We start from the raw sequence: 23311 nt of genomic DNA on the forward strand, positions 1-23311 counted from the left end.
TTTGCAGCAGCTCGCGCATCAGATCCGGTGACGCGTCGGCGAGGGCTTGGCCAAGCAGGCCTGCAGGGTCGACAATATGAGGTGCGGTCATCGTGATGACTCCGTTCGAGGATTCTTTAGACGGTTGACTCGAAGGATCACACGGTGGCCGCTCTACGTCCGTCCCGACACGAAGTCGGAGACGATCTCGGCCACCGAGTTACACCACCTTATGGGGCACTACTTGTGGACTTCGGCTGTTGAGAGAGGTCGAGTCGAGTGGGACCTCAGCCAGTTCGTTGGGAACTCGCCCGGGCTTGCGGCGGATAAGCAGCGCCAGGCGTCGTCGCTAGACATGTGGCTCCCAGACATCTTGATCGACGGCCGCGTGGTTGGGGTGCACCGCTTCACAAACGGTGCGAACTGCGATACCTATGTGCAGTCGGGGATGGCCGCAGTCAACACGATGGTCATTCACCATGGCTCCCCGCACCCGGCGCCGGAGGAGATCTGCGCGAAGGCGATCGAGTTCACGCGCGCGACGATCGGGAAGATGCCGCGCTGAGGAGATTCCTCGCCGACGGATGGAACCGAACAGAGGTCTGGTGCGTCTAAATATGTGACGCGAGAAAGCTGCCGCCCGGGGGACGGCGGGTTGATCGCCGAGGGGGGGATGGTCGACAGCCGGTACGGGGGAACCGGCGGTCGGCCGCTCGGGGGAACGAGGCGGAGGTCGGGCGGCGGGGAGCCCGGCCTCCGCCTCACTCGTGCGCGTCGTCGGACGTGGCAGCGGTCGAGTCCATAGGCAGCGCTCGCGAGTGCTGCGCATGTATCGATCCGCTGCCACGGCGCTCGGGCGCTGCCACGGCGCTCGGGCGCTGCCACGGCGCTCGGGCGCTGCCACGATGCTCGGGCGCTGCCACGATGCTCGGGCGCTTCCACGACGCTCGCTCGCTGCCGCGCCGCGCGGGTCCTGCGACGCCATAGGGCCTCGGTGGGGCTGGTCACGAGCGGGCGTGTCGTGCCTGGTCAGCCGGGTAGAGAAGGGTCGCTGACGGGGCGCCGGAGGTCCGCACATCATGGTGGGCAGACATTTTGGTGTGTGTTGGACAGATTGGAACCATGTCCGGCAGAGAACGTGGATCCCTCGAATGGGACACCTTCGCGTTCTCGTTCGCGCATCGGCTCGTGACCGTCCGGAAGGCGCGTGGATACTCGCAAGAAGAGCTCGCTCACCGGAGCGGGATGCACCGCAACGCGGTGTCGAACCTGGAGCGCGGTACCGGTAATCGGGAGCCGTACGTGTCGGATCCACAACTCTCGACGGTGTACCGGCTGGCCAAGGCGCTCGACGTCGCACCGGAACTGCTGCTGCCGGACGTTTCGATGCCGTTGAAGACGCGGTCGACCGAGCAGGAGTCGAACAAGGCGATGTCGCGCATCGAGGCCGAGCTGTACGGCGTGATCGCCGCGGAGCGGGACTCGATCTACTGAACCGCTGACCGCGACAGTCGGACGGCTTACGCGACGGCCGGTCATTCCCGCGACGATCGGGGTCGTCGCTTCCGCGCCGGGTGTCGCGCGGGGGATCCGGTTGTCGCGGACACGACCCGGAACCGGAAGTGCGCAAACGAAAGCCGGGCCGCAGGAGGCTGCGGCCCGGCTTCGTCGACGATCTCAGTGCTGGTACGGCTCCGCGCTGACCACCGTCACGCTGATCTCGGCGCCGCTCGGCACCAGATACGTGCGGGTCTCGCCCACCTTCGCGTCGATGATCGCCGCGCCCAGCGGGGAGCTGGGGGAGTAGACCTCGACGTCGGTCGAGATGCTCTCCTCGCGGGTCGCGATGAGGAAGGTCTCGGTGTCGTTCTTGTCGTCGTCGAAGTAGACGGTGACGACCGAACCCGGCAGCGCCACACCCGACTGGGTCGGGGCCTGGCCGATCTTCGCGTTGTTCAGAAGGTCCTGAAGCTGGCGGATGCGGGCTTCCTGCTGCCCCTGCTCCTCGCGGGCGGCGTGGTAGCCGCCGTTCTCCTTGAGGTCGCCCTCTTCACGTCGCTCGTTGATCTCTGCCGCAATGACCTCTCGGTTCGCGATCAGCGCATTGAGCTCCTCTTTCAGCCGGCTGGCCGACTCCGGAGTCAGCCAGGTCACGCCTGCGTCGGTCATTGTGGATCTCCTTTGCTGTCCGCCATTGGACTGCGCGTTCGTTACTCGCTGCCGGCAATCATGCTCTGAATGCAGCAACACGACCCCTTGCGGAGTCGTGCGCCGTCCATGCTATCACCAGATGTGGTTTATCGCACAGATGAGCCCAGGGCCTCGGCGTACGACGGCTCGGCGCGCTTGAGGAAGCGGACCACCGCGTACGTGGCGGGCATCACGACGACCTCGACGGCCGTCTTCCAGACGAAGCCGATCGCCACGTACGACGTGAACTGGCCCCAGCCGTGCACGCCGATCACCGGGGCGGCGATGGTGCAGAAGACGAGGGTGTCGAAGAACTCGCCGGCGACGGTGGAGCCGATCAGGCGGGCCCAGAGCCGTCGTTCCCCGGTTCGTTCCTTCATCTTGACCAGCACCCACGAGTTGGTGAACTCGCCCACCAGGTAGCCGGCGAGGCTCGCGGCGACCAGCTGCGGGACGGCCCCGACGACCGATTCCAGCGCCGACTGGTTGTCGTAGCCGTCGAGCGGCGGCAGCGCGATGGTGATGGTGAACGCGACGGACGCGAGGATGAGGATGCCGAAGCCGGTCCAGATGGTGCGGCGCATGGCTTTGAAGCCGTAGACCTCGCTGATCACGTCGCCGATCACGTAGCTCAGCGGGAACAGGAAGAAGGCGCCGTCGGTCACCAGCCAGCCCCCGAAGAGACCGACGCCCTTGGTGGCGGCGATGTTGCTGATCAGCATGATGGCCACGAAGACGGCCATCAGCATCGGATAGTAGGGCGACGAGATCGTCGCGAAGACGGCGTTCTGGTGCTTCGCCGGGCGGTGGTCGCCCGGCTGCCCAGACTCGGTCGGCTCCTCGGTCACGAGCAGCTCCTTTACAGGTTCGAGAGATGAATCACTTGTCCGGCCGCAGATAGGCGGGAACCGCCGTGGTGCAGCCGAAGACCTCGCCGATCACCGCGGGCCGCGAGGTGTAGACGTCGGTGCGGGCACCGACCTGGATGTCGTCTGAGGCGGGGATCAGCACTTCGCGGCGGCCGACCTCCGAACCGTCCTGTGCGCGAGCCCGCACGACGCAGGCGACCGCCTTGTGCGGGTCCTTGCGATTGACGGTGTACTGCACCGACACGGTGTCCGAGCTGAGCACCTCGTGCGCGGTGGCCTGCCCGGACACGTCCGGGTCGCCGAACTGCCGGTAGCCGATGTAGGCGATCACGACGCCGGCGATCAGCACCACCACCGAGCAGATGATGAACCAGCGCCGACGGCTCGACCGTGACTGTTCTGCCGGGTACGTCGCCCTCGGACCGCTCTGTGGTTTCGGCTGGTCGGAGACCCCGTCTGAACTGCTCACGGCTCAATACCTACCATGGAAGGCGGAACCGAGCGAAGGTGAGGAAGCGTGACCGAAAGCACGGGGCGCCTGCGACTCATGGCTGTGCATGCACATCCTGACGACGAGTCGAGCAAGGCGGCGGCGACGTTGGCCAAGTACGCCGCGGCCGGGCACGACGTCCTGGTCGTGACGTTGACCGGTGGCGAACGCGGCGACATCCTCAACCCCGCGATGGATCGGCCCGGGGTCAAGGAGAACCTGCCGGAGATCCGCAAGGAAGAGATGGCCGCGGCCGCGGCGGCGCTCGGTGTGCAGCAGACCTGGCTCGGCTTCGTCGACTCCGGACTGCCCGAGGGCGACCCCCTGCCGCCGCTGCCGGAAGGCTGCTTCGCGCTGGTCCCGATCGAGGAGTCGACCGAGGCGCTGGTCAAGGTGGTGCGCGAGTTCAAGCCGCACGTGATGATCACGTACGACGAGAACGGCGGCTACCCGCACCCGGATCACATCAAGTGCCACGAGGTGTCGGTGGCGGCCTTCGAGAAAGCTGGCGACCCGGACGCCTATCCGGAGGCCGGTGAGCCGTGGACGCCGCTGAAGCTGTACTACACGCACGGCTTCATCCGCGACCGGATCCACCGCTTCTCCGACGAGTTCGAGAAGTCGGGCCAGGAGAGCCCGTTCAAGGAGTGGCTGTCGAAGTGGCGGCGCGAACAGGGTGACCTGATGGGCCGGGTGACCACCCAGGTGACGTGCGGTGACTACTTCCCGCAGCGCGACGACGCCCTGCGCGCGCACGCCACCCAGATCGACCCGAACGGCTTCTTCTTCGCGGTGCCGCTGGAATGGCAGCAGCGACTGTGGCCGACCGAGGAATTCGAGCTCGCGCAGACGCGCGTGCAGACTGCGATCCCGGAGACGGACCTCTTCGCGGGAATCGAGGAGACATGAACGGCGTAATGACGCTGGCCGGCGGTGCACTTCGGCTCGCCGCCGACCAGGAGACGAAGGGCCCCGAATTCGGCAAGGCCTCGCCCATCGGGCTGCTCGCCGTGATCGTGCTGCTGCTCGCGACGTTCTTGCTGATCCGGTCGATGAACAAGCAGCTCCGGAAACTCCCGGACAGCTTCGACTCCTCACATCCCGAACCCGACCAGGCCTTCGACGAGGGCACCGACACGGTCGACGAAGCCGAGGGAGCCGAGGGCGGCGCCGCGGCATCGGCCGGTGCCATACAGTCGGACAACGGAGACGACCCCGGTCGCTGACGGGGCCTAGGCTGGGCGACATGGTCAATCGACTCGGGGGCGCCACCAGTCCGTACCTGCGACAGCATGCCGAGAACCCGGTTCACTGGCGCGAATGGAGCGACGACGCGTTCGCCGAGGCCCGGGAGCGCGACGTACCCGTGCTGCTCAGCGTCGGCTACGCGGCCTGCCACTGGTGCCATGTGATGGCGCACGAGTCGTTCGAGGATCGCGCCCTCGCGGCGCAGATGAACGACGGCTTCGTCTGCATCAAAGTGGATCGCGAGGAGCGGCCGGACATCGATACGGTCTACATGGCGGCGACGGTCGCGATGACCGGGCAGGGCGGCTGGCCGATGACCTGCTTCCTCACGCCCGGCGGCGAGCCCTTCTACTGCGGCACCTACTACCCGCCGGTGCCGCGCGGCGGGATGCCGGGCTTCGGGCAGATCCTCGCCGCGATCTCGGACACCTGGGCCACCCGGCGCGACGAGGTGACCGAGGCGTCGTCGCGCATCGCCGAGCATCTGCGGGCCAACACCGGGGCCGTTCCGGCCGGGCCCGGCATCGATGCGGGGCTCCTCGCGGGGGCGGTCGCCGCGATACTCGACGACGAGGATCCGCGCGCCGGCGGGTTCGGTGGTGCGCCGAAGTTCCCGCCGTCGTCGGTGCTCGAGGCGCTGCTTCGGGCCGGTGAGTATGGTCTCGACTCCGCTCGACCATCATGGGGTGCGGTGCAGCGGGCGTGCGAGGCCATGGCGCGGGGCGGCATCTACGACCAGCTCGCCGGGGGTTTCGCCCGGTACGCGGTGGACAACGACTGGGTGGTCCCGCACTTCGAGAAGATGCTGTACGACAACGCGCTGCTCCTGCGCGCGTACGCGCATCTCGCGCGAAGCATTTCGACAGGCTCAATGGGCGGCGGGACAGGCTCAATGGGCGGCGGGGCGGGCTCAATGGGCGGCGGGGCGGGCTCCATGGGCGAGGGGACGGGCTCGACGGGCGATCGGAACCTCGCCGGGCGCGTCACCGCCGAGACCGTCGCCTTCCTGAACGACGCGCTCTGGACCGGTCACGGCTACGCGTCGTCGCTCGACGCCGACACCGACGGGGTAGAAGGCCTGACCTACGTCTGGACTCCGGCGCAGCTCAGGGAAGTCCTCGGCGACGACGACGGTGCCTGGGCCGCCGAGCTTTTCGAGGTCACCGAGCGCGGCACCTTCGAGAACGGGACCTCGACGCTCCAACTCGAGCATGACCCGGACGACGCCGCCCGCTACGAATCGGTGCGCGCACGACTCCTCGCGGCTCGTGACCGGCGGCCGCAGCCCGCCCGGGACGACAAGGTGGTCACCGTCTGGAACGCCCTTGCGGTCACGGCGCTCGCCGAAGCCGGCGGCGCACTGGCGCACCCGGAGTGGGTGGAGCGCGCCCGGGAGGCCGCTGAGGCGCTGTGGTCATCACACGTGGTGCCCGGCGACGACGGGCCGACGCTGCGCCGGGCCTCGCTGGACGGCCGGGTCGGCGAACCCCTGGGCGCGCTCGACGACTACGCCGCCTTCACGACCGCACTGCTCACCCTCCACCAGGTCACCGGCGAACCGCACTGGCGCGATCGCGCGCTGGCGGTCCTCGACTCGGCGATCGGGCAGTTCGCCGATCCGGACGCTCCGGGGGCCTGGTACGACGCGCCGCCCGGCACACTCCTGACCCGTCCCCGTGATCCCGTCGACGGTGCGACGCCGTCGGGGGCGTCGCTCATGGCCGAAGCGCTGCTCACCGCGGCGGCGCTCGCGCCGGACGAGGCGGCGGCCCGCTATGCCGAGTTCGCCGATCAGACGCTCGCGCGCGGGGTGCTGATCCTGCAGAAGATGCCGCGCTCGGCCGGGCACTGGCTCGCCGTGGCCCTCGCACGACTCGCCGGCCCGATCCAGGTGGCCGTCGCCCAGACCGCCGGCAGCACCGGCGACCTGGCCCGTCGGGTACGGCACCGGGCGCCCGGCGGAACCGTCGTCGTCGCCGGTGACCCGGGCGCGCTGCCGCTCCTGGACGGCCGGGGACCGGTCGACGGAGCCGATGCGGCCTACCTGTGCCGCGGTCAGGTGTGCGATCTGCCCGTCACCTCGGCCGATCGCCTGGAGTTCGGCCCGATCAGATAGCTCCGATACCGGCCATCGCGCCCTCGGGGCCGACCAGATGGCACAGCCGACGATCGCCGGCGAGATCGACGAGCAGCGCGGCGCCCGCCGGACGCAGGTCGATCGCGGCGCCCTGCGCGATCGGCCAGCCGAGGAACCGGCACACGAACGACCGTGAGAAGTGCCCGTGCGACACCACGACCACGTCGCGTTCCGGAAGGAGAGCGGCGACGTGGGCGACGGCGCCGTCGACCCGGGCGGTCATCTGCGCCACCGACTCGCCGCCGCGGGCGCCGTGCGTCCAGATCATCCAGCCCGGCTCGTACTCCGCCTGGATCTGCTTGCGGGTGATGCCCTCGTAGTCCCCGTAGTCCCATTCGGCGAACCGGTCGTCGACCTCGTCGACCCGCAGTCCCGCGAGTTCGGCGGTGCGCAGGGCCCGGCGGCGCGGCGAACAGATCACGTAGGTGTCGCGCAGGGCCAGGCGGTCGGCGATTCCCACCAGTTCGGTGGCGTCGGCTTCGCCCTTGGCGGTCAGGTCGATGTCGGTGCGCCCGGTGTGCCGGTCGGTGGCCGACCACTCCGTCTGGCCGTGGCGGATCAGCAGGACGCGGGGGTGATGGACGCGGGCGCTCATGGATTCGACGGTAGACCGCTTGTCCGGGCGCTGTGCTAGCCTCGAACGCGTGAACACCACCGCGCGCGTCTATTGGCGCTTTATCGAGGCTCCGGGTGAGCCTGCGATGAAGCGCTGACGCGCGCACGCAACGCCGCAACCCGGAGCCGAAGCAGTGACCATCAGGTCGCTGCTTCCGTCGTTTCCGGGGATGAAGTGCGACCGCCCGGGAACGACGGACTCCCCGCAACTCCGCCGAAACCCGAAGGGCCCGAACAGATGACCATCGCCCCCGACGCCGTCGCCGCCCAGACGACCGCCTCGACCTCCGACCGCCGTATCACCGCGTTCTCGCCGATCCCGTCACCGGACACCCTGCGCAGCGAACTGCCGCTCACCGCTCGCCGCGCCGCGGCGGTGGCCCGCGACCGCGAAGAGATCGCGGCGATCCTGGCCGGCCGGGACGACCGGCTGATCGTCGTCGTCGGCCCGTGCTCGGTGCACGACCCGGTCGCGGCGCTCGACTACGCCAGCCGGCTCGCACCGCTGGCCGCCGAATACGCCGGCACCCTGAAGATCGTCATGCGCGTCTACTTCGAGAAGCCGCGGACCACGATCGGCTGGAAGGGCCTGATCAACGACCCCGACATGGACGAGTCCTACGACGTGGAGAAGGGTCTGCGCCTCGCGCGCAAGCTGCTGCTCGACGTGATCGACCTCGGTCTCCCGGTCGGCTGCGAATTCCTCGAACCGACCAGCCCGCAGTACATCGCCGACGCCGTCGCCTGGGGTGCCATCGGCGCCCGCACCACCGAATCGCAGGTGCACCGGCAGCTCGCGTCGGGGCTGTCCATGCCGATCGGCTTCAAGAACGGGACCGACGGCAACGTGCAGGTGGCGGTCGACGGCGCCAAGGCGGCCGCCAGCCCGCACGTCTTCTTCGGACTCGACGACTTCGGCCGCGGCGCCGTGGTGGCGACCACCGGAAACCAGGACTGCCACGTGATCCTGCGGGGTGGCACCGGCGGACCGAACTACGACGCCGACTCGGTGGCCGCCGCGGTCGACGCGCTCGGCCGGGGCGGTCTCGCGCCGAAGGTGATGGTCGACTGCTCGCACGCCAACTCGGGCAAGGACCACGAGCGGCAGGCGCGGGTGGCCGTCGAGGTCGCCGGGCAGGTGGCGGCGGCGCGCGCGGCCGGCCTCGATCCGCTGATCAGCGGCGTGATGCTGGAGAGCTTCCTAGTGCCCGGCGCGCAGCCGGTCGACGCCGAGCCGCTGGTCTACGGTCAGTCGGTCACCGACAAGTGCATGGGCTGGGAGGCCAGTGCCCAGGTCCTGGCCTCCCTCGCCCGCGCCGCAGGCTAGGCCATGTCTCCTAAATCTCTTTCCGGTCCTCGGCGGCCCGCTGAACGCCTGGCGGCGTTGTCGTCGGTCGGCATAGCGCCGCTATGCCTCCCTCCTCCGCCTTGCCGGCCGCCCAGCGGATCCACCGATGCCTTCGGAGAAGATTTAGGAGACACGGCCTAGGCGTCGGGCCGGACCCGCTGCGCGAGCCCGAACACCACGTCGATCACCAGGAAGGCCAGCAGCGGCCAGCCCAGCAGTGGGATGAACCAGCCGACGGCCGCGGCGATCACCGCCAGCACGCCGATGGCCGGCCAGGGCAGTTCCCGCAGCGCGCCGCGGGTCGGTGCCCGGCCCGGCCGGTGGGCGCCGCGCGGGCGGCGCTGCCACCACATCCGATAGCCCCACACGATCAGGAAGACCAGCGCGACCGCCACCACGAACAGCACCAGCTGATTGAGCAGCCCGAACAGGATGCCCATGTGCAGGGCGATGCCGAGGTTCGCCAGTTTTGCCGCGAGCGGCCAGTGTGCGAACCGATCCACCGCGACGACGCGATCCCGACTCGGGTCGACGGCGGCGGTGTCCGGAGAGAACTGCCACGGCGCGCGGACCTCGGAGACGGTGAACGCGGTGTCGTCGTCGGACGGGATCGAGATCTCCACAGCGTCGCTGCGGCCGACGCCGGCCGACCGGGCCAGGGCGAGCGCGGTGTCGACGTATCCGGCGTTGGTGGCGGCCACGGCGGCGGAGCCGGTCGCGGCCGGCGCGGATCCGCCGTGGCCGTGACCCATGCCGGGCATGTCGGCCATGCCGTCGTCGGCGGACGGCGAATTCCCCAGCGAGGTGTCGACCGACGGCTGGGTCCAGCTCAGTGCGGAGCGCAGTTCGGAGACGTTCTCACCCGCGAACCGCGACCAGGTGAGACCGGTCGCCGACAGGAACAGCAGCGCGAGGATGATCCAGATACCGACGACGGCGTGCCAGTTCATCGAGCGTGCCCGGCCCCGGGCGGACCGGTCCAAGGTCAGGAGCCGGCCGGTGCCCCGGGTACGGCGCTGTTTGCGGACGTTCACCACCCACAGCGCCAGGCCGGCGAGGGCGATGACCCAGAGCCATGATGCGGCGAACTCGCTGTACATCCGGCCCGGCTCACCGAGATGAAGATTGCGGTGCAGGCCGTCGAGCCAGGTCCGCACGGGAAGTGAGCCGCTGCTGCCGTAGCTCGGCAGTTCGCCCTGGACATGCAGGGTCACGGGGTCGACAAAGACGGCCAGCCGAGTCGACTCCGGGAGCGACGGGTCGGCGAACAGCACTCGCGTGGTGTCGCCCGGTGACGCGGGCGGCCGGACCGCCGACACGGTGAGGTCCGGACGCTGGGCCCGGGCGGCGTCGACCTGTTCGGCGATCGAATGCGCCTGTCCGGTCGAATCGGTGTGCAACTGCGCGCGGTAGATCAGCTGTTCGGCCGACGGCGCCAGCGCGTACAGGCCGCCGCTGATCGCCGCGATCAGCAGGAACGGGCCGACGATCACGCCCGCGTAGAAGTGCAGCCTGCGCAGCAGCTGCGTGATGCTCGCCGCGCGGGGCCGCGGTGGGCCGGGGTCGGTGGTCGCGGGGGCGGCCGGGGTATCGATGGGGGTCAGGGGTTCGGCGGATTTCGCCATGGGGCAGTGCCTTTCGTCCAAGCAGAGATCACCGGCCGCGGTGGCGCCGGGCGCCACCGTCGGGTTGGTGCGAGAAATGCGTGCTCAGACGTGCAGGGGAGGCCCGCGGGTGCCTGCGGTGCCGAGTCGCCGAAGCGACGGGATGCGTGGGCCGTCGTACGCGACGACGACGAGTGAGCCGGTCGCCGCGATCGGGCGGCGGCCGACGAGTGCGACCACGCGCCGTGCGAGGCCACCGGCCGCGCGCACCAGGGCCTCGGCGACGACCACCAGGCCGAGCGCCAGGAGAGCGCCGAGGGTGTGGGTGGCCGCCATCGGGGCGGTGATCAGGTCGTGGTGGTGCCCGGTGAGCGCGATCAGCGCTAGGTGCACCAGCAGTTGGCCGGCTCCGAGGAGCGGTAGCAACCGCCAGGCGGAGACGGTGTGCGAGGTGGTGCCCGGCCGGCCGGCGATGACACCCAGGCCCACGCCGATCGCCGCGACCAGCAGCAGTCCGCCCGAACCGGGGAGGCAGCCGTGGCCCTGGGCGTGCGCGGCGATGCCGGTGCCGGCGACCGTGCCGCCGACGGCGCCCGCGCGCAGCCGCGGAAGCAGCGGGGCGTCGGACGAGGTGGGCACCCGCCGATCTTAGACGTCGGCCCCGGGTCGTTACCCGAGGACCACCAGCCACACCGCGATGTAGTGCAGCAGCGCGGCGATCGCGGTGCAGGTGTGGAACACCTCGTGGTGACCGAAAGTGCCCGGCCACGGCTCCGGCCAGCGAAGGGCGAACAGGATGCCGCCGAGGCTGTAGAAGACGCCGCCGACGGCCAGCAGCACGAAGACCGCGACCCCGGTGTTGCGCAGCAGGTCGGGGGCCACCCAGACGATCACCCAGCCGAGCACGATGTAGAGGATCACCCCGAGCCAGCGCGGCGAACCCGGCCACAGGACTTTGAGCAGCACCCCGCCGAGCGCGCCGGCCCAGACGATGCCGAGCACCCACCACCGTTCCGGGCTGTCCAGTCCCATCATGCAGAACGGCGTGTAGGTGGCCGCGATGAAGATGAAGATCATCGAGTGATCCGCGCGTTTCATCGCGATCCGCGCGCGGGGCGAGACCCAATTGATCCGGTGATAGACGGTGCTGGTGGTGAAGAGCCCGGTGATCCCGAGGACGTAGATGCAGACCGCCGCCACGTCGACGGCGCTGCGATGCATGGCGGTGCCCACGATCAGGACGATGCCCACCGAGGCCGCGATGAACGCCGAGTATTTGTGGATGACGCCGCGCAGCCGGGGCTTGACGGCCTCGACGGCGTTCGAGATCAGGTCTGCCATAGAACCTACGGTAGCGTAAGTTCCGCTTCGGTAACTTCTCTCCCGCGTAAGCTCTTGCGTGTGAAACTGATCCCAGATCGTGTGCGGGGCGGGCTCTACCACGTCTATGAGACGCGGCTGGTCCAGCTCATGGAACCCGAATCGGTGCCGCGGCATGTCGCGATCATCTGCGACGGGAACCGCCGCTGGGCGCGCGAGGCCGGCTTCGAAGACGTCGCCCACGGCCACCGGGTCGGTGCCAAGCGGATCGCCGACATGGTCGGATGGTGCTCCGAACTCGGCATCGGCACCGTGACGGTGTACCTGCTGTCCACCGAGAATCTGGCCCGCGAGTCCGACGAGCTCGACGCGCTGATGCAGATCGTGCCCGACGTGGTCGACGAGATCGCCGATGCCCCCGGCGACTGGCGGGTGCGCATCGTCGGCAACCTCGACGTCCTGCCCGGCGACGTCGCCCAGCGTCTGCGCGATGCTTCGGCGCGCACCGACGGCCGCACCGGGATGAACGTCAACGTCGCCGTCGGCTACGGCGGCCGGCAGGAGATCGTCGACGCCGTGCGGGCCCTGCTGCGGGAGAAGCTCGCGGCCGGCGCCACCGCCGAGGAATTGATCGACGCCGTGTCGGTGGAGGGGATCGACGCGAACCTCTACACCAGCGGCCAGCCCGACCCGGACCTGGTGATCCGGACGTCGGGGGAGCAGCGGCTCTCCGGCTTCCTGCTGTGGCAGAGCGCGTATTCGGAGATGTGGTTCACCGATGCCTACTGGCCCGAGTTCCGGCGAGTGGACTTCCTGCGGGCGCTGCGCGACTTCGCCGCCCGCGGCCGGCGGTACGGCAAGTAATGGGCGCCACCCCGGCGATCACCGCGCTGGAGAAGGCCGGCGTCGAGCATGCGGTGCACAGCTACGCGCACGAGAAGACCAGCACCGACTACGGCGCCGAGGCCGTCGCGATCATGGGGGAGCGGATCGGGGCGGCACCCGGGCAGATCTTCAAGACGCTGGTGGTGGACCTCGGGGACCGCCGGCTCGGGGTCGCGGTTCTTCCGGTCCCGCAGCAGCTCTCGCTCAAGGCCGCGGCGCGGGCCTTCGGGGTGTCCAAGGCGGTGATGGCACAGGCGGCGGCGGTCACCCGGGCCACCGGATACGTCCTGGGCGGGGTTTCGCCGATCGGTCAGAAGACGCCGCTGCCCGTCGTCGTCGATGCGTCGGCGCGCGAGTGGGACGCCGTGCTGGTCAGCGCGGGCCGGCGTGGGCTGGAGATCGAACTGGCACCGGCCGATCTGATCGAGGTCACCGGTGCGATGGTCGCCCCGATCGCGGTGGGCTGATCGGTCAGAACTCGTCGGGTGCGTCGTCGTGGGACCGGGCGGCGACGCGCTTCGCGCGCCACCAGCCGAGGAACATCGCTGTGCCCGCGCCGATCACGCCGCCGACCACCGCGCCGGAGGCTGAGCCGTCGTTCGGCAGCCAGTGTGTGGTGGCTGCGACGCACATCGAGATCGCGCAGGCGCCGAAGTAGAAGCCGGTCGTGACGACCCGTGCGAGCGAGCCGCCGGCGTACGCGAGCGTGTTGGCGTCGACATCACGCGCCCGCGTGTATCGCTGCCATTCCATCGCCGGGAGCAGGAAGGCCACGAACAGGACCACGATGACCCACCCCGGGACGAACCACGCGACGACGGCGCCGGTGGTCCACAGGAGGAACTGGGTGAGTAGGAAGACGTAGGCGTAGCCCTCGAGCATCACGGTGCGTTCGCGTTCGTCGCCCCAGGAGTGGGCGGCCGGGGCCAGCAGGAGGTCGGGCAGGGTACGGGCGGTCATGTCAGTTCTCCTCCGGGAGTGGGAACAGCTCTTCGACGGTGCTGCCGAGGGTCCGGGCGATCCGGAGCGCGAGGTACACCGAGGGCGAATAGTCGCCGCGTTCCAGCGAGACGATCGTCTGCCGGCTCACCCCGACGGCCGTGGCGAGGTCGGCTTGGCGCAGTCCGGCGCGGGTGCGGGCCGCGCGGACATCGGTGAGGGTTTTCTCGGGCACGACACAAGTAAAGGACTCTTGACACGGCCGTGTCAAGAGTCCTTTACATCCCGGGTGGGCGGTACAGTCGTCCCATGGTCGTGGCGGACATCGCAGCATGACGATCCGGGTCCGTCGCTTCGGAAGCACCCGTGCGCGGCTCGATGCGCAGGGCATCGAATTGTCCGGTATCGAAGACCCGCGGTTTCGGCGCTGGGAGTGGTCGGAGATCGGCGGTGTCATCGGCTTCGCCGGGCTCGCCCCAGAACTCATCCTGGTCCCGCTCGTCGACGGCAGGCGCCGGCGCGCACTGGAGAAGACGATCCCGGTCACCGGACACCGGCTCCTGGTGCGAGATCGGCAGATCATGGAGATGTTCACGCTGAGGTTCCGGCCCGGCACCCGGCCGAAGATCAGCGAGGTGGAGCGTTACATCCGTGCGGCGGCCCCGCACCTGGACTGGAATCTCGACCAGAAGCGCGGCTAGCTCGAAGCAGCGGGCGACTCGCGGATCAGAGCTTGCGCAGCCGCACCCGGTTGATCGAGTGGTCGCGGTCCTTGCGGAGCACCAGCGTGGCCCGCGGCCGGGTGGGCAGGATGTTCTCGATCAGGTTCGGCCGGTTGATCGACGTCCAGATGTCGCGCGCCGCGATCGTCGCCTGCTCGTCGGTCAGCGACGAGTAGTAGTGGAAATGCGACTCCGGATCGGTGAACGACGTGGTGCGCATCGTCAGGAAGCGGGAGATGTACCACTCCTCGATGTCGGCGAGCTTCGCGTCGACGTAGACGGAGAAGTCGAACAGGTCCGAGACGGTCAGGGTGGGGCCGGTCTGCAGGACGTTCAGGCCCTCGACGATCAGGATGTCGGGCTGATTCACCGTGTGGAACACCCCGGGCACGATGTCGTACGAGACGTGCGAGTACACCGGTGCCCGCACCGACTCGGTGCCCGACTTGACCTCGGTGACGAACCGCAGCAGCGCGCGCCGGTCGTACGACTCGGGGAAGCCCTTGCGGTGCATGATCCCGCGGCGCTGCAGTTCGGCGGTCGGATACAGGAAACCGTCGGTGGTCACCAGGTCGACCTTCGGGTGGGTCTCCCAGCGTGAGAGCAGTTTGGCCAGCACGCGCGCGGTGGTCGACTTGCCGACCGCGACGCTGCCCGCGATGCCGATGACGAAGGGCACCTGACGGTTGCGCTGGCGTTCCCCGAGGAAGGTCGACGTCGCCGCGAACAGCCGTTGCCGGGCCTCGACCTGCAGGTGGATCAGGCGCGAGAGGGGCAGATAGACCTCGGCCACCTCGTTGAGGTCGATCTGTTCGCCCAGACCGACCAGCTGCTCGAGCTCGCGTTCGTCGAGCACCATCGGCATCGACTGCCGGAGTTCGCGCCACTGCCGCCGGTCCAGTTCGAGATAGAGACCGGGGTCGCGATCGCTGGATAGGCGCGCCATGGCAGGCACACTACAGGCCGGGGGTGCGGCCGGTAGCGTGGGCCGACATGAGCACCGACGCTGCCCACGCACTGGTCGACGACTACCTGCGGCTCGGGCTGGCCTTCGACCGGATCGAGCCGGGCTTCGTCGATGCGTACACCGGCGACCCCGTGTTGCGCGCCGAGGCCGACAATGCTCCGGCGCCCGATCCGGCCGAACTGGCCCGACGTGCCCGGGACCTGTCGCGCGCATTGCCGGGCGCCCTCCGGGCCGATCGCGCCGCGTTCATCGGCTCGCATCTGACGGCGCTCGAATGCTCGGCGCGCAGGTTCGCCGGGGAACGGATCGGCTTCGTCGACGAGGTCAAGGCCTACTTCGACGTCGACATCACGCCCGCCGAGCCGGACGGGTACGCGCAGGCGCACGCGGCGATCGCCGACGCGCTCGGCGTCCCGGGCGCCACCGGCGACCGGCTGCGCGAGGCCTACGCCGCGCATCGGCGCAGCGAGGAGATCCCGCCGCACCTGGTCCAGCCGCTGGTCGACGAGTTCGCCGGTGCCCTGCGCGAGGTGGTGCGCGGGCGCTATCCGCTGCCGCCGAGCGAGACGGTCGAGTTCGAGATCGTCTCCGACAAGCCGTGGTCGGGCTTCAACTACTACCTCGGGGACTACCGGTCGAAGGTCGCCATCAACACCGATCTGCCGCAATACCTGTCGGTGCTGCCCGGACTCGTCGCCCACGAGGCCTACCCCGGGCATCACACCGAACACTGCCGTAAGGAGCAGTTCCTGGTCGGTGAGCGCGGCGAGGCGGAGCAGACGATCTTCCTGGTCAACACGCCGCAATGCCTGATGGCCGAGGGACTGGCCGATCACGCGCTGGCGGCCGCGAAGGGGAACGACTGGCCGTCGTGGGCGGCGGAGATCTACGCCGATTTCGGGCTGCGCTTCGACGCCGAGAAGTCCCGCGCGCTTGCCGCGGCGACGGCCGGCCTGCTGCACGTCCGCCAGGATGCGGCGCTGGCCCTGCACGACGCGCACACCGACCCCGACGACGTCGCCGAGTTCCTGCAGCGGTGGCTGCTGGCGCCCCCGGAACGCGCCCGGCAGATGCTGCGCTTCCTCACCTCGCCGCTGTGGCGGGCCTACATCTCCACGTACGTCGAGGGCTACGAGCTGCTCGGCCGCTGGCTCGACGCCGGTGAGGCGGCCGGGGATCGCCGGATCGACCGTTTCGGCCGCCTGCTCGACGAGCCGCTGACCCCGGCCCGGCTGCGGGCCGAGCTGGCTGCCTAAAATAGCGCGCATGACCCTGTTTACGCAGTCCCTGGCCGAGCTCGACCCGGACCTCGCCGCCGCGATGAACGGCGAACTCGCGCGGCAGCGCGACACCCTCGAGATGATCGCCTCGGAGAACTTCGTGCCGCGGTCCGTGCTGCAGGCGCAGGGCAGCGTGCTGACCAACAAGTACGCCGAGGGCTACCCGGGCCGCCGCTACTACGGCGGCTGCGAGTACGTCGACGTCGTCGAGGACATCGCGCGCGACCGGGCGAAGGCGCTGTTCGGGGCCGATTTCGCCAACGTGCAGCCGCACTCGGGTGCACAGGCCAACGCGGCGGTGCTGATGTCGCTGATGGAGCCGGGCGAGACCCTCCTCGGCCTGGACCTGGCGCACGGCGGTCACCTGACGCACGGCATGCGGCTCAACTTCTCCGGCAAGCTGTACGAGAACGCCTTCTACGGGGTCAGCAAGGAAGACCACCGCATCGACATGGACGAGGTGCGCAAGATCGCCCTCGACACCAAGCCGAAAGTCATCGTCGCCGGCTGGTCGGCCTACCCGCGCACCCTCGACTTCAAGGCCTTCCGGGAGATCGCCGACGAGGTCGGCGCGCACCTGTGGGTCGACATGGCGCACTTCGCCGGTCTGGTCGCCGCCGGTCTGCACCCGAATCCCGTCGAGTACGCCGACGTCGTCTCGACCACCGTCCACAAGACCCTCGGCGGCCCGCGCTCGGGTCTGATCCTGGCGAAGCAGGAGTGGGCCAAGAAGCTGAACTCGTCGGTCTTCCCCGGCCAGCAGGGCGGCCCGCTGATGCATGTGATCGCCGCCAAGGCCGCCGCGCTGAAGATCGCCGCGAGCGAGGAGTTCGCCGAGCGCCAGCGCCGCACCGTCGCAGGCGCGCAGGCGCTGGCCGAGCGCCTGACCGCGAAGGACGTCGCCGATGCCGGCATCACCCCGCTGACCGGCGGCACCGACGTGCACCTGGTGCTGGTGGATCTGCGCAACTCCGATATCGACGGTCAGCAGGGTGAGGATCTGCTTCACGAGATCGGCATCACCGTCAACCGCAACGCGGTCCCGTTCGATCCGCGCCCGCCGATGACCCCGTCCGGCCTGCGCATCGGCACCCCGGCGCTGGCCACCCGCGGATTCGGTGAGACCGAGTTCGCCGAGGTGGCCGACATCATCGCCACCGCGCTCGCGGCGGGCAAGAACGCCGATGTGGTCGCTCTGCGCTCGCGGGTCGCCAAACTGGCCCTCGACGTCCCCCTGTACGAGGGACTCGAGGACTGGGGAATGATGAGCGGACGCTGACCGTCGATTAAGGTGGACCCCGTGGCTGTACTGGACGACGAAGAACTGATCAACGCGCTCGAGAAGGCGCTCCCGGAGATCGCCGAGGAGCACCAGCTCGGTGCGGCCGCCTGGGAGCCCCACGACTGGGTGCCGTGGAGCCGGGGCCGTAACTTCCGCTTCCTCGGCGGTGAGGACTTCGAGCCGGACCAGGCGAGCCTCGATCCGGCGACCGCCGCGCCGCTGCTGGCGCTGCTGCTGACCAAGGACAACCTGCCGTCGTTCCACCGCGTGCTGGCCATCCATTTCCCGGCGTTCTCCGACTGGCGCCAGCTGGTCGGCGTCTGGACCGCCGAGGACAACCGGCACGCCATCGCGCTGCGCGACTACCTGGTCGTGACTCGCGCCATGGATCCGGTGGACGCCGAGAACCGGCGCCGCATCCACGTCGTCGCCGGGTGGAAGCAGAACCCGGAGGCCGTCGCCCAGGTCGGGCCGATGAACGCGCTCGCCCTGCTGGCCGTGCACGAGAACCAGTGCGTCCAGTTCATCGGCCGGCTCGCCGAGCGCGCCGAGGACCCGCAGCTGGTGACGATCCTGGAGAAGATCGCCGTCGACGATGCTGTGCAGGCGTCGACCTTCCAGGCGTTCCTGATGGCCGGCATGGTCGCCGACCAGGAGGCCACCGTGCTGGCCGTCGACAAGGCGCTCGCGGAGATCGAGCACATCGGCTCCGACGTCGCCGACTACGACGCCCAGCGCGCGCTGTTCGCCGACTTCGAGACCGAGCAGACCGATGCGGCGATCGCCGCGAAGCTGGTCGATGAGCTCAAGCTCGACAGCGTGCAGGAACTCAGCGAGACCGCGGAGGCCGCGCGACAGCGCATCCTGGCGCTCGCCGCGAAGGCCTGACCGCCCGGCGGTTCCGCCGAAGAGAACATTTCCGAAACCCATGCCCGTCCAACGGGCATGGGTTTCGTCATTCTCCTCTTCCTCATCCTCGTGCCGCTGTTGCTCTGGGCGATCTTCGATCCCAAGGGGGCGTGGCGCGCGTCGGAGGCGTGGAAGTACAAGAATCCCGAGGCCAACGAGCCGAGCGACGCGGCGTACGCGCTGTCCCGCCTCGGCGGCGTGTTGACGTTGGTGATGCTCATACTCGGCGGGATCATGCTGTACACGGCGAGCCGCCACTCCGGAGAGCCCGAGCGGTCGCGGTCGGGAACCTCGGTGACCCTGCCGTCCGCCGACCCGTCCCCGCGCCAGGAGGATCTCGGTCCCGGGACGATCGTCGGCTATCGCTACCCGAGCGAGTTGACGTTGCAGTTCGTCGTCCTCGAAGGCGAGGCGTCCTATCTGGCGAGCTGTACCACCGGGGTGGGCGTCTACGAGCACACCAACGCGATCGTGGTTCAGGTGACGCGCTCGGTCATCGACTTCTCGGTCCACTGGTCCGATGACCCGGCGGAGCCGCGTGCGCTGAGGCCCATGTGTGACGACGAGAAGCCCTCGGCCGTCACCCGTGAATTGCAGCGTCCCCTCGGTGGCCGGCCGATCCTGACCGCGGCACCGATGGTCGACCCGGCCACGGTCGGCCTGGCTTACGCGCGCAGGCCCGCGCAGCCGCTCGAAGAGGTCGCCAAGCCCGGTGTGAAGCAACCGCTGCGGCCGGTCAGGATCGATCCCTCGTGGACGACGGTGCCGCTGCTGGCGGCCGCACCGGCGGCATAGTCCCGTTACACGACGTTCACCGACACGCTGTCTGGTGCTCCCTGGCCGTCACCTGCGCCGGGCGTAGCGTCAGCGGTGACGGGCCGTGGGGAAGCGGTTCGTCCGGGAGGTTCGATTCGTGAACGACCTTTGGGTCACGAGGGAGCCGGCCCCGGCTCTCGTCGAGCCTGCCGGCCACTAGATCTCGCCCGCGCGGGAGCCGCACGGGAACCGGGAGTCCGCCGTGACCGCACGCACCTACGTCCTCGACACCTCCGTCCTGCTCTCCGATCCGTGGGCGGTGACCCGCTTCGACGAGCACGACGTCGTCCTCCCGCTGGTGGTGATCAGCGAACTCGAGGGCAAACGCCATCACAGCGAACTCGGCTGGTTCGCGCGCACCGCACTGCGGCTGCTCGACGATCTGCGGATCGAGCACGGGCGCCTCGATCAGCCGCTGCCGGTGGGGGACTGCGGCGGGTCGTTGCAGGTGGAACTGAACCACACCGATCCGTCGGTGCTGCCGGCCGGCTTCCGGAACGACTCGAACGACTCGCGGATCCTGGCGTGCGCACTCAACCTGCGTGCCGAGGGCCGCGAGGTGGTACTGGTCACCAAGGACACGCCGCTGCGGGTGAAGGCGGGCGCCGTCGGCCTGGCCGCCGATGAGTACCACGCGCAGGACGTCGTGGTCTCGGGCTGGACCGGGATGGACGAGCTCGACGTGCTCGACTCCGATGTCGACGACCTGTTCGACGAGGGGATCATCGATCTGGACGGCGGCCGTGACCTGCCCTGCCACACCGGCGTCAAGCTGGTCGGCGCGACATCGTCGGCGCTCGGCCGCGTCACCGAGACCAAGCAGGTCCAGCTGGTCCGCGGCGACCGCGAGGCGTTCGGGCTGCGTGGCCGGTCCGCCGAGCAGCGCGTCGCGCTGGACCTGCTGCTCGACGAGTCGGTCGGCATCGTCTCGCTCGGCGGCAAGGCCGGCACCGGGAAGTCGGCGCTCGCGCTGTGCGCCGGGCTCGAGGCGGTGCTGGAGCGGCGCACCCAGCGCAAGGTGGTCGTCTTCCGGCCGCTCTACGCGGTCGGCGGCCAGCAACTCGGCTACCTGCCCGGTGGCGCCGACGAGAAGATGGGCCCGTGGGCGCAGGCCGTCTTCGACACCCTCGAAGGGCTGGTGTCCACGGAGGTGATCGACGAGGTGCTCTCCCGCGGCATGCTGGAAGTGTTGCCGCTGACCCATATCCGCGGTCGCTCCCTGCACGACTCGTTCGTGATCGTCGACGAGGCGCAGTCCCTGGAACGCAATGTGCTGCTGACCGTACTGTCCCGGCTGGGTGCCGGGTCGCGCGTGGTCCTCACGCACGACGTGGCTCAGCGCGACAACCTGCGGGTCGGGCGGCACGACGGAGTGGCCGCGGTGATCGAGAAGCTGAAGGGCCACCCGCTGTTCGCGCATGTGACCCTCACGCGCAGCGAGCGCTCGCCGATCGCGGCGCTGGTGACCGACATGCTGGAGGAGTTCGCACCCGGACAGGGCTGACGGTCGCCCGCGGCGGGGCAGGCCTGCTGTTCGGTGGTCGCTGGGCAACCACCGAACAGCAGGCCCGTTCAGTCATCGACGGGCCACGACTGCACGATCTGATACCGGTCGCTCAGGTCGCGCGCCTGCGCGAAACAGCTCAGCAGGCAGGCGACGGCGTGTCGGTCAAAGAGGTCGGGGTTCTCCGGGTCGTAGTCGGGGGTGTCCGGGCGGACCAGGCGCATGGCCCGCCGCGAGTAAGGGTCGCCGGACTCATCCACGATGAGGAATTCGAGGACGAACTCGCCACCCGAGCCGGCGGCCTGGACGGTGTCGACATTCCATCGGCCGATCCGGCGGGCACCGTTGTCGGCCTGGCGCAGGATCAGGTATTCCTGGTCGTCCTCGTCGGTGCTCGTCCCGAAGTCGGCGAGCACGTCGACGATGGCGGTGGCGAGCCGAGTCTCCGGCACGTCCAAGTCGATGTCCGGCAGTGCGCTGTCGGTGGCGAACGGACGGCGCTCGAGGTGATAGATCATGCGGGCACCGTAGCGTTGGGATCAGACACGGGCCCGGTACGTCAGGTGCGGCGCAGGATCGACACGGCCCAGTCCGACTCCGGGGTCCACGGGCGGATGTCCCAGGACGCCAGGCGGAGATCGAGGCGGAGTCCGGCCTCGGCCACGGCCGCGTCGAAGGCGTCGAGGGTCAGATGGCGATCGGTGTGGAAGCCGACCACCAGCGGCGCGTCGTCGTTGAGGTGCGCGCCGAGGCGTCGCAGGACCTGAGCCTCGGTGCCGGGTGCCACGAAGATCAGGACGTTGCCCGCACAGACGATGGCATCGAACTTCTCGGGGAGGCCGCGGGCCGGGAGGTCGAGGCGGGCGAGGTCGTCGACCAGCCAGGTCGGTCCGGGGTGGTCCTCCTCGGCCGCGGCGATCAGGACCGGGTCGACGTCGACGCCGACCACATCGTGTCCCGCCGCGTACAGGTGGGCGCCGACGCGGCCCGGCCCGCAGCCGGCGTCCAGGATGCGTGAGTGCCGGGGGACCATCGCGTCGAGGAAGCGCGCCTCTCCGGCCAGGTCGTCGCCGTCGGCCGCCATCTTGCGGAAACGGTCGACGTACCACTGGCTGTGGCCGGGCTTGGTGTCGGTGATCCAGCGGGGTTGCGGCGTCGTCATGGCTCCACGGTAGTGCGTCTTCGCCGGGTTGCGGTCCGGTGACGATGATCTCCCAGGGTGGCACGGGGCCGGATTCCTTGGCACACTGGGGTGGTGCTGAAGTTGCTGATGAGTCGTATGTGGCAGTTGGGACTACTCGGGATGGCCGTGGTGGTCGCCCTCGTCGTCGCGCCCGGAACGGCCAATGCCGCGCCGACGGCGCCCGCGGCGCCGGCGACCCCGGACGTGCAGACGATGATCGAGAACCTGCTCAAGTCGTTCCTGCCCGGTGCCGGGAGCCCGACCACACCGGCCGGGGACACCAGCCAGATGATCGTCGTGTCGGTGCCGGAGGCGTCGGCCACCAAGGGCACGCTGACGGCGTTCGAGAAGAACGCGAACGGCCAGTGGGAGCCGGTGATCGGTCCGGTCGACGCGTACGTCGGTGACAAGGGCATCGGTGCGCCGGAGGACAACGTCCACCGGACCCCCGAGGGCACCTTCGCGCTGGGCCAGGCCTTCGGCCGCCAGGACAATCCGGGCACCAAGATGCCGTACAAGAAGGTCGACGACCAGGACTGGTGGGACGCGAACATGAAGTCGCCCACCTACAACCGGATGGTCCGCCAGTCGCAGAGCCCGGGCGCCGACAGCGAGAACCTGTACGACATGGGCCCGGCCTACGACTACGCCGTGCAGATCGTGCACAACCCGGCCAACACGCCGGGCAAGGCGTCGGCGATCTTCCTGCACGTCGGCAGCGAGCCCACCTGGGGTTGCGTCGCCATCGACAAGGAGTCGATGGTCAAGATCCTCAAGTGGCTCGACCCGGCCAAGAACCCGAAGATCGCGATCGGCGTCAACGAGAAGACCCCGACCGATCCGGCCACCGCGCCGTCGCTCAACGACCAGTCCGGTTCACCGCTGACCGGTGACGCCCTGACCGGTGTGCTGAGCCAGTTCACCAGCGTGATCCCGCAGCTTCTCGGGTCGGCGACCGGTTCGTAGCCGCCGATCGTTCCCGCCCGGGGCCGTGTGCAGTTCAGTCTGCGTGCGGCCCCGGTGC

At 69.5% G+C, this 23311-nt stretch carries 26 protein-coding genes; 14 read left to right on the forward strand and 12 right to left on the reverse strand.

Going from position 1 to position 23311, the window contains the following annotated elements:
* Nucleotides 1-1101: 1101 nt before the first annotated feature.
* Nucleotides 1102-1473, forward strand: a complete 372-nt coding sequence (locus ACSEEN_RS19275; RefSeq protein WP_247866732.1) for a helix-turn-helix domain-containing protein — start codon at nucleotides 1102-1104, stop codon at nucleotides 1471-1473.
* A 183-nt stretch (nucleotides 1474-1656) separates the two neighbouring features.
* On the opposite strand, the gene greA is transcribed toward ACSEEN_RS19275, so the two are convergent.
* The 3 genes from greA to ACSEEN_RS19290 all read right to left on the reverse strand — a co-directional run bounded on the left by greA (nucleotide 1657) and on the right by ACSEEN_RS19290 (nucleotide 3507).
* Entirely contained in the window at nucleotides 1657-2148 is a 492-nt protein-coding gene (greA, locus tag ACSEEN_RS19280; protein ID WP_247866734.1) for a transcription elongation factor GreA, read from the reverse strand.
* Nucleotides 2149-2276: 128 nt separating this feature from the next.
* On the reverse strand, nucleotides 2277-3017 hold the full coding sequence (locus tag ACSEEN_RS19285) for a queuosine precursor transporter (RefSeq protein WP_371307344.1): 741 nt from the start codon (nucleotides 3015-3017) through the stop codon (nucleotides 2277-2279).
* A gap of 31 nt (nucleotides 3018-3048) precedes the next feature.
* Nucleotides 3049-3507, reverse strand: coding sequence for a DUF4307 domain-containing protein (locus ACSEEN_RS19290; protein ID WP_247866736.1), 459 nt, complete (start codon nucleotides 3505-3507; stop codon nucleotides 3049-3051).
* 78 nt (nucleotides 3508-3585) lie between these two features.
* Between ACSEEN_RS19290 and mca the strand changes: the two genes are divergently transcribed.
* Genes mca through ACSEEN_RS19305 form a run of 3 tightly spaced genes read left to right on the forward strand, consistent with a single transcriptional unit; the run spans nucleotide 3586 to nucleotide 6892 of the window.
* On the forward strand, nucleotides 3586-4437 hold the full coding sequence (gene mca / locus ACSEEN_RS19295) for a mycothiol conjugate amidase Mca (RefSeq protein ID WP_247866738.1): 852 nt from the start codon (nucleotides 3586-3588) through the stop codon (nucleotides 4435-4437).
* Nucleotides 4434-4754, forward strand: a complete 321-nt coding sequence (locus tag ACSEEN_RS19300; RefSeq protein WP_440714053.1) for a hypothetical protein — start codon at nucleotides 4434-4436, stop codon at nucleotides 4752-4754. Before mca ends, ACSEEN_RS19300 begins: the two co-directional genes overlap by 4 nt.
* A 20-nt stretch (nucleotides 4755-4774) precedes the next feature.
* The gene (locus ACSEEN_RS19305) at nucleotides 4775-6892 is read left to right on the forward strand and encodes a thioredoxin domain-containing protein (RefSeq protein WP_440714054.1); all 2118 of its coding nucleotides are present in this window, start codon (nucleotides 4775-4777) and stop codon (nucleotides 6890-6892) included.
* On the opposite strand, the gene ACSEEN_RS19310 is transcribed toward ACSEEN_RS19305, so the two are convergent.
* Nucleotides 6885-7508 (reverse strand): histidine phosphatase family protein, encoded by a 624-nt coding sequence (locus tag ACSEEN_RS19310; RefSeq protein ID WP_440714055.1) that lies wholly within the window; start codon nucleotides 7506-7508, stop codon nucleotides 6885-6887. The genes ACSEEN_RS19305 and ACSEEN_RS19310 overlap by 8 nt on opposite strands.
* A gap of 258 nt (nucleotides 7509-7766) precedes the next feature.
* On the opposite strand from ACSEEN_RS19310, the gene ACSEEN_RS19315 reads away from it, so the two are divergent.
* The gene (locus ACSEEN_RS19315; protein WP_440714056.1) at nucleotides 7767-8855 is read left to right on the forward strand and encodes a 3-deoxy-7-phosphoheptulonate synthase; all 1089 of its coding nucleotides are present in this window, start codon (nucleotides 7767-7769) and stop codon (nucleotides 8853-8855) included.
* Nucleotides 8856-9013: 158 nt separating this feature from the next.
* Here the strand turns inward: ACSEEN_RS19315 and ACSEEN_RS19320 are convergent, their stop codons facing one another.
* The 3 genes from ACSEEN_RS19320 to trhA form a co-directional block, all read right to left on the reverse strand.
* Nucleotides 9014-10501 carry a PepSY-associated TM helix domain-containing protein gene (locus ACSEEN_RS19320; protein WP_440714057.1) on the reverse strand — a complete coding sequence of 496 codons (1488 nt, stop codon included), beginning with the start codon at nucleotides 10499-10501 and terminating at the stop codon, nucleotides 9014-9016.
* Nucleotides 10502-10585: 84 nt separating this feature from the next.
* Entirely contained in the window at nucleotides 10586-11119 is a 534-nt protein-coding gene (locus tag ACSEEN_RS19325; RefSeq protein ID WP_440714058.1) for a hypothetical protein, read from the reverse strand.
* A 30-nt stretch (nucleotides 11120-11149) separates the two neighbouring features.
* Nucleotides 11150-11821 (reverse strand): PAQR family membrane homeostasis protein TrhA, encoded by a 672-nt coding sequence (trhA, locus tag ACSEEN_RS19330; protein ID WP_440714059.1) that lies wholly within the window; start codon nucleotides 11819-11821, stop codon nucleotides 11150-11152.
* A 60-nt stretch (nucleotides 11822-11881) separates the two neighbouring features.
* On the opposite strand from trhA, the gene ACSEEN_RS19335 reads away from it, so the two are divergent.
* A complete protein-coding gene (locus tag ACSEEN_RS19335) occupies nucleotides 11882-12664 on the forward strand; it encodes an isoprenyl transferase (RefSeq protein WP_247866766.1) in 783 nt (260 codons plus the stop codon).
* Nucleotides 12664-13152, forward strand: coding sequence for a Cys-tRNA(Pro) deacylase (gene ybaK / locus ACSEEN_RS19340; protein ID WP_247866767.1), 489 nt, complete (start codon nucleotides 12664-12666; stop codon nucleotides 13150-13152). The genes ACSEEN_RS19335 and ybaK overlap by 1 nt, the downstream gene beginning before the upstream one ends.
* A 4-nt stretch (nucleotides 13153-13156) precedes the next feature.
* Here the strand turns inward: ybaK and ACSEEN_RS19345 are convergent, their stop codons facing one another.
* Both ACSEEN_RS19345 and ACSEEN_RS19350 read right to left on the reverse strand, forming a co-directional pair.
* The gene (locus ACSEEN_RS19345; protein WP_247866768.1) at nucleotides 13157-13645 is read right to left on the reverse strand and encodes a hypothetical protein; all 489 of its coding nucleotides are present in this window, start codon (nucleotides 13643-13645) and stop codon (nucleotides 13157-13159) included.
* Between the two features lies 1 nt (nucleotide 13646).
* Nucleotides 13647-13859: a helix-turn-helix transcriptional regulator gene (locus ACSEEN_RS19350; protein WP_247866769.1), complete on the reverse strand. Its 213-nt coding sequence runs from the start codon at nucleotides 13857-13859 to the stop codon at nucleotides 13647-13649.
* A 97-nt stretch (nucleotides 13860-13956) separates the two neighbouring features.
* Between ACSEEN_RS19350 and ACSEEN_RS19355 the strand changes: the two genes are divergently transcribed.
* Nucleotides 13957-14325: a hypothetical protein gene (locus tag ACSEEN_RS19355; RefSeq protein ID WP_440714060.1), complete on the forward strand. Its 369-nt coding sequence runs from the start codon at nucleotides 13957-13959 to the stop codon at nucleotides 14323-14325.
* A 25-nt stretch (nucleotides 14326-14350) separates the two neighbouring features.
* On the opposite strand, the gene coaA is transcribed toward ACSEEN_RS19355, so the two are convergent.
* The gene (gene coaA, locus ACSEEN_RS19360; RefSeq protein ID WP_247866771.1) at nucleotides 14351-15292 is read right to left on the reverse strand and encodes a type I pantothenate kinase; all 942 of its coding nucleotides are present in this window, start codon (nucleotides 15290-15292) and stop codon (nucleotides 14351-14353) included.
* 47 nt (nucleotides 15293-15339) lie between these two features.
* Here coaA and ACSEEN_RS19365 point away from each other — a divergent pair, with 47 nt between their 5' ends.
* From ACSEEN_RS19365 to phoH2, 5 genes are all read left to right on the forward strand, one after another.
* Nucleotides 15340-16569, forward strand: a complete 1230-nt coding sequence (locus ACSEEN_RS19365) for a DUF885 domain-containing protein (protein ID WP_440714061.1) — start codon at nucleotides 15340-15342, stop codon at nucleotides 16567-16569.
* A gap of 10 nt (nucleotides 16570-16579) precedes the next feature.
* The gene (gene glyA, locus ACSEEN_RS19370; protein ID WP_298446397.1) at nucleotides 16580-17872 is read left to right on the forward strand and encodes a serine hydroxymethyltransferase; all 1293 of its coding nucleotides are present in this window, start codon (nucleotides 16580-16582) and stop codon (nucleotides 17870-17872) included.
* A 21-nt stretch (nucleotides 17873-17893) separates the two neighbouring features.
* Nucleotides 17894-18763, forward strand: a complete 870-nt coding sequence (locus tag ACSEEN_RS19375; RefSeq protein ID WP_298446399.1) for an acyl-ACP desaturase — start codon at nucleotides 17894-17896, stop codon at nucleotides 18761-18763.
* Nucleotides 18764-18820: 57 nt separating this feature from the next.
* The gene (locus ACSEEN_RS19380; protein WP_298446401.1) at nucleotides 18821-19579 is read left to right on the forward strand and encodes a DUF6199 family natural product biosynthesis protein; all 759 of its coding nucleotides are present in this window, start codon (nucleotides 18821-18823) and stop codon (nucleotides 19577-19579) included.
* 223 nt (nucleotides 19580-19802) lie between these two features.
* Nucleotides 19803-21104, forward strand: coding sequence for an RNA 5'-3' helicase PhoH2 (phoH2, locus tag ACSEEN_RS19385; protein ID WP_298441120.1), 1302 nt, complete (start codon nucleotides 19803-19805; stop codon nucleotides 21102-21104).
* Between the two features lie 68 nt (nucleotides 21105-21172).
* Here the strand turns inward: phoH2 and ACSEEN_RS19390 are convergent, their stop codons facing one another.
* Nucleotides 21173-21622, reverse strand: coding sequence for a hypothetical protein (locus ACSEEN_RS19390; RefSeq protein ID WP_298441123.1), 450 nt, complete (start codon nucleotides 21620-21622; stop codon nucleotides 21173-21175).
* 41 nt (nucleotides 21623-21663) lie between these two features.
* A complete protein-coding gene (locus tag ACSEEN_RS19395; protein WP_298441125.1) occupies nucleotides 21664-22266 on the reverse strand; it encodes a class I SAM-dependent methyltransferase in 603 nt (200 codons plus the stop codon).
* A gap of 117 nt (nucleotides 22267-22383) precedes the next feature.
* On the opposite strand from ACSEEN_RS19395, the gene ACSEEN_RS19400 reads away from it, so the two are divergent.
* The gene (locus tag ACSEEN_RS19400; protein WP_298441127.1) at nucleotides 22384-23253 is read left to right on the forward strand and encodes a L,D-transpeptidase family protein; all 870 of its coding nucleotides are present in this window, start codon (nucleotides 22384-22386) and stop codon (nucleotides 23251-23253) included.
* Nucleotides 23254-23311 lie beyond the last annotated feature (58 nt).

The organism is Gordonia marina (genome assembly GCF_052036135.1).
Taxonomy (GTDB): Bacteria; Actinomycetota; Actinomycetes; order Mycobacteriales; family Mycobacteriaceae; genus Gordonia.

What these genes read in the sequence shown, in the direction of transcription:
- ACSEEN_RS19275 (WP_247866732.1), top strand. Translation starts at nt 1,102, where the DNA reads ATGTCCGGCAGAGAACGTGGATCCCTCGAATGGGACACCTTCGCGTTC.
- greA (WP_247866734.1), bottom strand. Translation starts at nt 2,148, where the DNA reads ATGACCGACGCAGGCGTGACCTGGCTGACTCCGGAGTCGGCCAGCCGG.
- mca (WP_247866738.1), top strand. Translation starts at nt 3,586, where the DNA reads ATGGCTGTGCATGCACATCCTGACGACGAGTCGAGCAAGGCGGCGGCG.
- ACSEEN_RS19300 (WP_440714053.1), top strand. Translation starts at nt 4,434, where the DNA reads ATGAACGGCGTAATGACGCTGGCCGGCGGTGCACTTCGGCTCGCCGCC.
- ACSEEN_RS19305 (WP_440714054.1), top strand. Translation starts at nt 4,775, where the DNA reads ATGGTCAATCGACTCGGGGGCGCCACCAGTCCGTACCTGCGACAGCAT.
- ACSEEN_RS19310 (WP_440714055.1), bottom strand. Translation starts at nt 7,508, where the DNA reads ATGAGCGCCCGCGTCCATCACCCCCGCGTCCTGCTGATCCGCCACGGC.
- ACSEEN_RS19315 (WP_440714056.1), top strand. Translation starts at nt 7,767, where the DNA reads ATGACCATCGCCCCCGACGCCGTCGCCGCCCAGACGACCGCCTCGACC.
- ACSEEN_RS19320 (WP_440714057.1), bottom strand. Translation starts at nt 10,501, where the DNA reads ATGGCGAAATCCGCCGAACCCCTGACCCCCATCGATACCCCGGCCGCC.
- trhA (WP_440714059.1), bottom strand. Translation starts at nt 11,821, where the DNA reads ATGGCAGACCTGATCTCGAACGCCGTCGAGGCCGTCAAGCCCCGGCTG.
- ybaK (WP_247866767.1), top strand. Translation starts at nt 12,664, where the DNA reads ATGGGCGCCACCCCGGCGATCACCGCGCTGGAGAAGGCCGGCGTCGAG.
- ACSEEN_RS19345 (WP_247866768.1), bottom strand. Translation starts at nt 13,645, where the DNA reads ATGACCGCCCGTACCCTGCCCGACCTCCTGCTGGCCCCGGCCGCCCAC.
- ACSEEN_RS19355 (WP_440714060.1), top strand. Translation starts at nt 13,957, where the DNA reads ATGACGATCCGGGTCCGTCGCTTCGGAAGCACCCGTGCGCGGCTCGAT.
- coaA (WP_247866771.1), bottom strand. Translation starts at nt 15,292, where the DNA reads ATGGCGCGCCTATCCAGCGATCGCGACCCCGGTCTCTATCTCGAACTG.
- ACSEEN_RS19365 (WP_440714061.1), top strand. Translation starts at nt 15,340, where the DNA reads ATGAGCACCGACGCTGCCCACGCACTGGTCGACGACTACCTGCGGCTC.
- glyA (WP_298446397.1), top strand. Translation starts at nt 16,580, where the DNA reads ATGACCCTGTTTACGCAGTCCCTGGCCGAGCTCGACCCGGACCTCGCC.
- ACSEEN_RS19380 (WP_298446401.1), top strand. Translation starts at nt 18,821, where the DNA reads ATGGGTTTCGTCATTCTCCTCTTCCTCATCCTCGTGCCGCTGTTGCTC.
- ACSEEN_RS19390 (WP_298441123.1), bottom strand. Translation starts at nt 21,622, where the DNA reads ATGATCTATCACCTCGAGCGCCGTCCGTTCGCCACCGACAGCGCACTG.
- ACSEEN_RS19395 (WP_298441125.1), bottom strand. Translation starts at nt 22,266, where the DNA reads ATGACGACGCCGCAACCCCGCTGGATCACCGACACCAAGCCCGGCCAC.
- ACSEEN_RS19400 (WP_298441127.1), top strand. Translation starts at nt 22,384, where the DNA reads ATGTGGCAGTTGGGACTACTCGGGATGGCCGTGGTGGTCGCCCTCGTC.